The sequence below is a fragment of the Streptomyces sp. GC420 genome, assembly GCF_009916105.1.
Taxonomy (GTDB): domain Bacteria; phylum Actinomycetota; class Actinomycetes; order Streptomycetales; family Streptomycetaceae; genus Streptomyces.
The window spans coordinates 1-5,769 of record NZ_JAAAXQ010000439.1 but is presented as its reverse complement, the minus strand read 5'-3'; the positions used below and the strand labels follow the sequence as shown (position 1 = coordinate 5,769).

The following is a 5,769-nucleotide window of genomic DNA, read 5'->3' as shown; positions in this document are numbered from 1 at the left end:
GGCGAGGGAGAGTCCCGGATGGCCGAGTCCGATGACGGCGAGGTCTGCGGGCATGGCTGAGCCGTCCTTCCCAATAGCCGGAGTGGGCGGGGTGCGCAAGCCCTGTGGACCGTCAGGGTCGGCGCAATGTCACACTAGGCATAAAAATGACCGATATGCCGTATTGGGTGATCGCGTTCGCCCGTGTGTTGTCCACAGGCAGTGGCTGAAGTGGGAGTGCCCGTTCAGAATCGTAGGGAGCTGGGGATACGGGTCTGAGCACCACCCGACGACTCGGCATGACCGTGACGCGGTGACACAGCGGGAATGCGGGAGGCAGCGTGAGGACAGCGACACTGGGGCCGGCGCAGCGGGCGGAGGCCCTGGCCGCCATGGCCGAGCGGGAGCTGGACGTGCTGGTCGTGGGTGCGGGCGTGGTCGGCGCGGGCACCGCGCTGGACGCGGCGACCCGTGGCCTGGCGACCGGGCTCGTGGAGGCGCGTGACTGGGCGTCGGGGACATCGAGCAGATCGAGCAAACTGATCCACGGCGGCCTGCGCTATCTCGAGATGCTCGACTTCGCCCTGGTGCGGGAGGCGTTGAAGGAGCGCGGGCTGCTGCTTGAGCGGCTCGCCCCGCATCTCGTCAAACCCGTCCCGTTCCTCTACCCGTTGCGGCACAAGGGCTGGGAGCGTTTCTACGCCGGTTCCGGCGTCGCGCTGTACGACGCGATGTCCGTCTCCTCGGGACACGGACGGGGGCTGCCCGCGCACCGGCACCTGACACGCCGCCACGCGCTGCGCGTGGCGCCCTGCCTGAAGAGGGAATCCCTCGTCGGGGCCCTGCAGTACTACGACGCCCAGATGGACGACGCCCGCTATGTGGCCACGCTGGTGCGCACGGCCACGGCCTACGGCGCGCATGCCGCCAACCGGGCCAGGGTCACCGGCTTCCTGCGGGAGGGCGAACGGGTCGTCGGCGCCAGGGTGCGTGACGTCGAGGGCGGCGGGGAGTACGAGATCAGGGCCAAACAGGTCGTCAACGCCACCGGTGTGTGGACCGACGACACTCAGGCGCTGATCGGCGAGCGCGGCCAGTTCCATGTGCGCGCCTCCAAGGGCATCCACCTCGTCGTGCCCAAGGACCGCATCCATTCCACGACCGGGCTGATTCTGCGGACAGAGAAGTCGGTGCTGTTCGTCATCCCCTGGGGCCGGCACTGGATCGTCGGCACGACGGACACCGACTGGGACCTCGACAAGGCCCACCCGGCGGCCTCCAGCGCCGACATCGACTACCTCATCGAGCACGTCAACTCCGTGCTGGCGGTTCCACTCAGCAGGGACGACGTGGAGGGCGTGTACGCAGGGCTCCGCCCGCTGCTGGCCGGGGAGTCGGAGGCCACCAGCAAGCTGTCGCGGGAGCACACGGTCGCCCACCCGGTGCCCGGTCTCGTGGTCGTCGCGGGCGGGAAGTACACCACCTACCGGGTGATGGCGAAGGACGCCGTGGACGCCGCGGTGCACGGCCTGGACCAGCGGGTCGCCGACAGCGTCACCGAGGAGATACCGCTGATCGGCGCCGAGGGCTACCGCGCCCTGTGGAACACGCGGGCCAGGATCGCGGCCGGCACGGGACTCCATGTCGCCCGGGTGGAGCATCTGCTGAACCGCTACGGCTCGATGACCGAGGAAGTCCTCGAACTCGTCGCGCGGGACGCGACGCTGGGGAATCCGCTGACCGGGGCCGACGACTATCTGCGTGCCGAGGTCGTCTACGCCGCCTCGCACGAGGGGGCCCGGCACCTGGACGACGTCCTGACCCGGCGCACGCGCATCTCGATCGAGACCTTCGACCGGGGCACGCGCTGCGCAAGGGAGTGCGCCGAGTTGATGGCACCCGTGCTGGGCTGGGACAGGGGACAGATCGAGAAGGAGGTGGAACACTACGAGAAGCGGGTGCAGGCCGAACGCGAGTCGCAGCGGCAGCCCGACGACCTGACGGCGGACGCGGCGCGGCTGGGAGCGCCGGACATCGTTCCGCTCTAGCGCTGCCCCCGCTGGGGAGCCGGTCCCGGCGTGAGAGACAATGGAAGCTCTGCCGGGGCTGGTTGATTGCAGAGGGGACGCATGTCGGAGGCGCAGCAGTCGCAGGACACGAAAGATCGCCTGCTCGCCGGCCGGTACCGGCTGAGTGGGGTCCTGGGCCGGGGTGGCATGGGCACCGTCTGGCGCGCGCTCGACGAGACGCTGGGGCGCACGGTCGCGGTCAAGGAACTCCGGTTCCCGTCCAGCATCGACGAGGACGAGAAGCGGCGTCTGATCACCCGTACGTTCCGCGAGGCCAAGGCGATCGCCAGGATCCGCAACAACGGGGCCGTCACGGTCTACGACGTGGTGGACGAGGACGACCGTCCGTGGATCGTGATGGAGCTGATCGAGGGCCGGTCCCTCGCCGACGTCGTGCGCCAGGACGGGCCGTTGACCCCGCGCCGGGCCGCGGAGGTCGGGCTCGCGATCCTCGACGTGCTGCGCTCCGCGCACCGCGAGGGCATCCTGCACCGCGACGTGAAGCCGTCCAACGTGCTGATCGCCGAGGACGGCCGGGTCGTGCTCACGGACTTCGGCATCGCCCAGGTCGAGGGCGATCCGTCGATCACGTCCACCGGCATGCTCGTCGGCGCGCCCTCGTACATCTCGCCGGAGCGGGCCCGGGGTCACAAGCCCGGTCCCGCCGCCGACCTCTGGTCGCTCGGCGGCCTGCTGTACGCGTGCGTGGAGGGCACGCCGCCGTACGACAAGGGGTCCGCGATCGCGACGCTGACCGCCGTGATGACCGAACCGCTCGATCCTCCCAAGAACGCGGGGGAGTTGGAGGAGGTCATCTACGGGCTGCTGCACAAGGACCCCGAGCGGCGGCTCGACGACGAGGGCGCGCGGGCGCTGCTCAACGATGTCATCCACGCGCCGGAGCAGCCCGCGCAGGCCGCCGGGGCGACCCGCGTGATTCCCCTGCCGAAGACGCCGGAGACGGCCGTCCTGCCGCCCACGCCGCCTGCCCCGCGCGTGAGTTCGCCCCCCACCGGCCCGGCGGAGAGCAAGGCCGACCGGCTGCGGGGCGCGCTGAGGTCGGTGCGCAACACGGCCGGCACGGGGGCCGGAGCCGCCGGAGCACCGGGTGCCGAGCCGGGGTCCTCCCCCGGTGCGGCCGCACCGGCCGCCGCACCGGTCGCGGCCTCCATGGCGTCCGTGCCGTCGCCCGCGGCGCCGCCCGGCGCGCAGCCGACGCGGGTCACCACGGCGCCGCGGAGGGCGCCCCTGACCGATGTGGTGTCCCGGCGGACGCTCACGATCGTGGCCGTCGTGGCCGTGCTCGCCGTGCTCGGGACCATCCTGGCCTTCGCGTTCAACGGTGACGACAAGGAAGGGTCCGGCAGCGGGTCCGGCTCCTCGGGCGGCAAGGAGACATCGGCCGGGGTGAGCGAGGGCACCGGCAAGACCGCCGAGGACGACGAGAAGTCCGGGGACTCCACGAAGAACGACCCGCAGGACTCGGCCGGGGACGAGGCGGACTCCTCGCAGTCGGACTCCGGGTCCGGTTCGGGCTCGGGATCGGGTTCCGGCTCCTCGGACTCGTCCGGAGGATCGGAGGGCTCCGACGACCAGGTGCCCGAGACGTACGAGGTCGTCTCCGACGGCACCTTCCACTTCTCGATGGCCCTGCCGGAGGGCTGGAAGCGCACCGGCATCGCGGGCCAGAACTCCGGCGGCATCTACAGCCAGTCCGGTGGATTCCCGCGCGTGCAGGTCGACTACAACAGCAGCCCCAGCGACGACGCGGCCCTCGCCTGGCGGCAGCTCGCCCCGGCCGTGGCCGGGAGCAGCAGCGGCTACAGACTGCTCGGCATCCAGCGGGTCGACTACCGCGACTACCCGACGGTGGCGGACTGGCAGTTCGAGCGCCTGCAGAACGGCAAGACCGTGCGGGTGCTCAACCGCGGCTTCAAGGCCGACGCCACCCACGGCTACTCCATCATGATCACGTGCGTGGCGAGCAAGTGGGACGGGAAGGAGTGCAAGACACTCCGCAGGACCGCGTTCGAGACCTTCCAGCCGAAGGACTGAGAGACCGGGAGACCGACGGCCCGACGGGCCGGCCGGAACCGGGAACTCGAGGTTCCGGGGGCTGAACGGGCCGCGAACACGGGCCTGCGGCGGGCGGGTTGCGGCGACCGGCGGGCAATGGCCCGTCCGGGCACGTATCGTGAGAGTTCGTGGACGGTACGCAGCCGCAAAAGTTCGTAGCGGGACTGTAATTGGCGGCTACGGGCCCCGGGACCGGGGGCAGGGCAGCGCGCTTGGGGAGGCGTCGTGGACGACTACGCGGGACGGGTACTCGCCGACCGCTACCGCCTTCCCCTGCCGCCCTCCGACGAGTACGACCTCGTCGAGACCCGCGCCTTCGACACGTACAGCGGCCAGGAGGTTCTGGTCAGGCAGGTCCCGCTGCCCGAGGTCGTGGACGCGGAGTTCGTCGACGGCGACGAGGGCGGCACGGGCACCCCCGCACCGATGCGCGCCCCCGCCCGTACGACGCGCAGGCCCACGGACCCGGCGGTGCGCCGCGCCATCGACGCCGCCACCGCCGCCGCTGCCGTCCCGGACCACCCGAAACTCGACCAGGTCTTCGACGTGTTCGCGGACGGCGGCTCCCTGTGGATAGTGAGCGAACTCGTCGCGGCCCGGCCGCTGGCCGCGCTGCTCGCCGAGAAGCCGCTCTCGCCGTACCGCGCGGCCGAGGTCGCCTCGGACGTGCTGACCGCGCTGCGGGCGCTGCACGCGCACGGCTGGACGCACCGCAACATCACCGCACGGACGGTGCTGGTCTGCGACGACGGGCGCGTGATGCTGACCGGCCTCGCGGCCGGCGCCGCGGAGGAGGCCCTGTGCGGCTACGACCCCGTGCCGGCGCCCCCCGGGCAGGACGGCGCGCCCGAGGGCGGCGGCTCCGCCGTCCCCGCGGCCGGGCCGGCCGGCCAGGGACTCGCGGCACCCGGCGGGCAGACCGGACACGACGGCCGTGGAGGACAGGGCGGCCAGGCGGGACCCGCCGGCGAGGCGGGGCCGGGCCCGTACGGCGGGCTCGGCGGACAGGCAGGGCACGGCGATGGCACGCCGGTTCCGGGCGGCCCCGTGCCGGGCGGACCCCCGCCGGGGCCCGCGCCCGCCGAGCGGGCCGGAGGCGGGCCCGCATCCATGGCCGGCCCGGAAGGGGCCGGCAGGCCCGCGCCGACCACCGGCGGCGACGCCCGCGCCGCGCGGGCCGGGGCGATCGCGGCGTACCGCGCGGGCGCCCGGGCGGCCGCCCGCGTCAACGAGACCGGAAGTCTCCCCGTGCAGCGTCCGGCCACCGGCTCGGCCCCGTGGGGGGCGGGCGAGGCAGCCAACGGAGCACCGCCCGAGCCGGCGCCGTCCGCCTCCGCTCCGGGCACCGCCGCGGCTCCCGAGCCCGGCCCGGCTCCCGGCCGCAACCCGAGCATGCTTCCCTACGGCCCGGCCCAGGTCCCGCCCCGGGGGACAGGCACGCCGGGCGCTCCCGCCACACCCGCTCCGGCGCCCGGAACCGGGGCCGGACCGCGTCATGAACCCGGACCGCGTCACGAACTGCCCCCGGGTGCGGGTGCGGGTGCGGGTGCCGGGGCGGGGCACGTCGACCCGTGGCACGCCGCCGCACCCCGGCCCGGTATCGGCGAGGGACTGCGTGCGGACGGCGGTCGCAGCGGGGCGGGCA

General features: G+C 73.3%; 3 protein-coding genes. All 3 read left to right on the top strand.

Going from position 1 to position 5,769, the window contains the following annotated elements; all coding sequences use genetic code 11:
• Positions 1-320: 320 nt before the first annotated feature.
• Positions 321-2,027 carry a glycerol-3-phosphate dehydrogenase/oxidase gene (locus GUY61_RS33440; protein WP_166634082.1) on the top strand — a complete coding sequence of 569 codons (1,707 nt, stop codon included), beginning with the start codon at positions 321-323 and terminating at the stop codon, positions 2,025-2,027.
• 81 nt (positions 2,028-2,108) lie between these two features.
• Entirely contained in the window at positions 2,109-4,103 is a 1,995-nt protein-coding gene (locus tag GUY61_RS33435; RefSeq protein ID WP_166634081.1) for a serine/threonine-protein kinase, read from the top strand.
• Positions 4,104-4,349: 246 nt separating this feature from the next.
• On the top strand, positions 4,350-5,769 hold a 1,420-nt coding region (locus tag GUY61_RS33430), incomplete at its 3' end, for a protein kinase (RefSeq protein ID WP_166634080.1).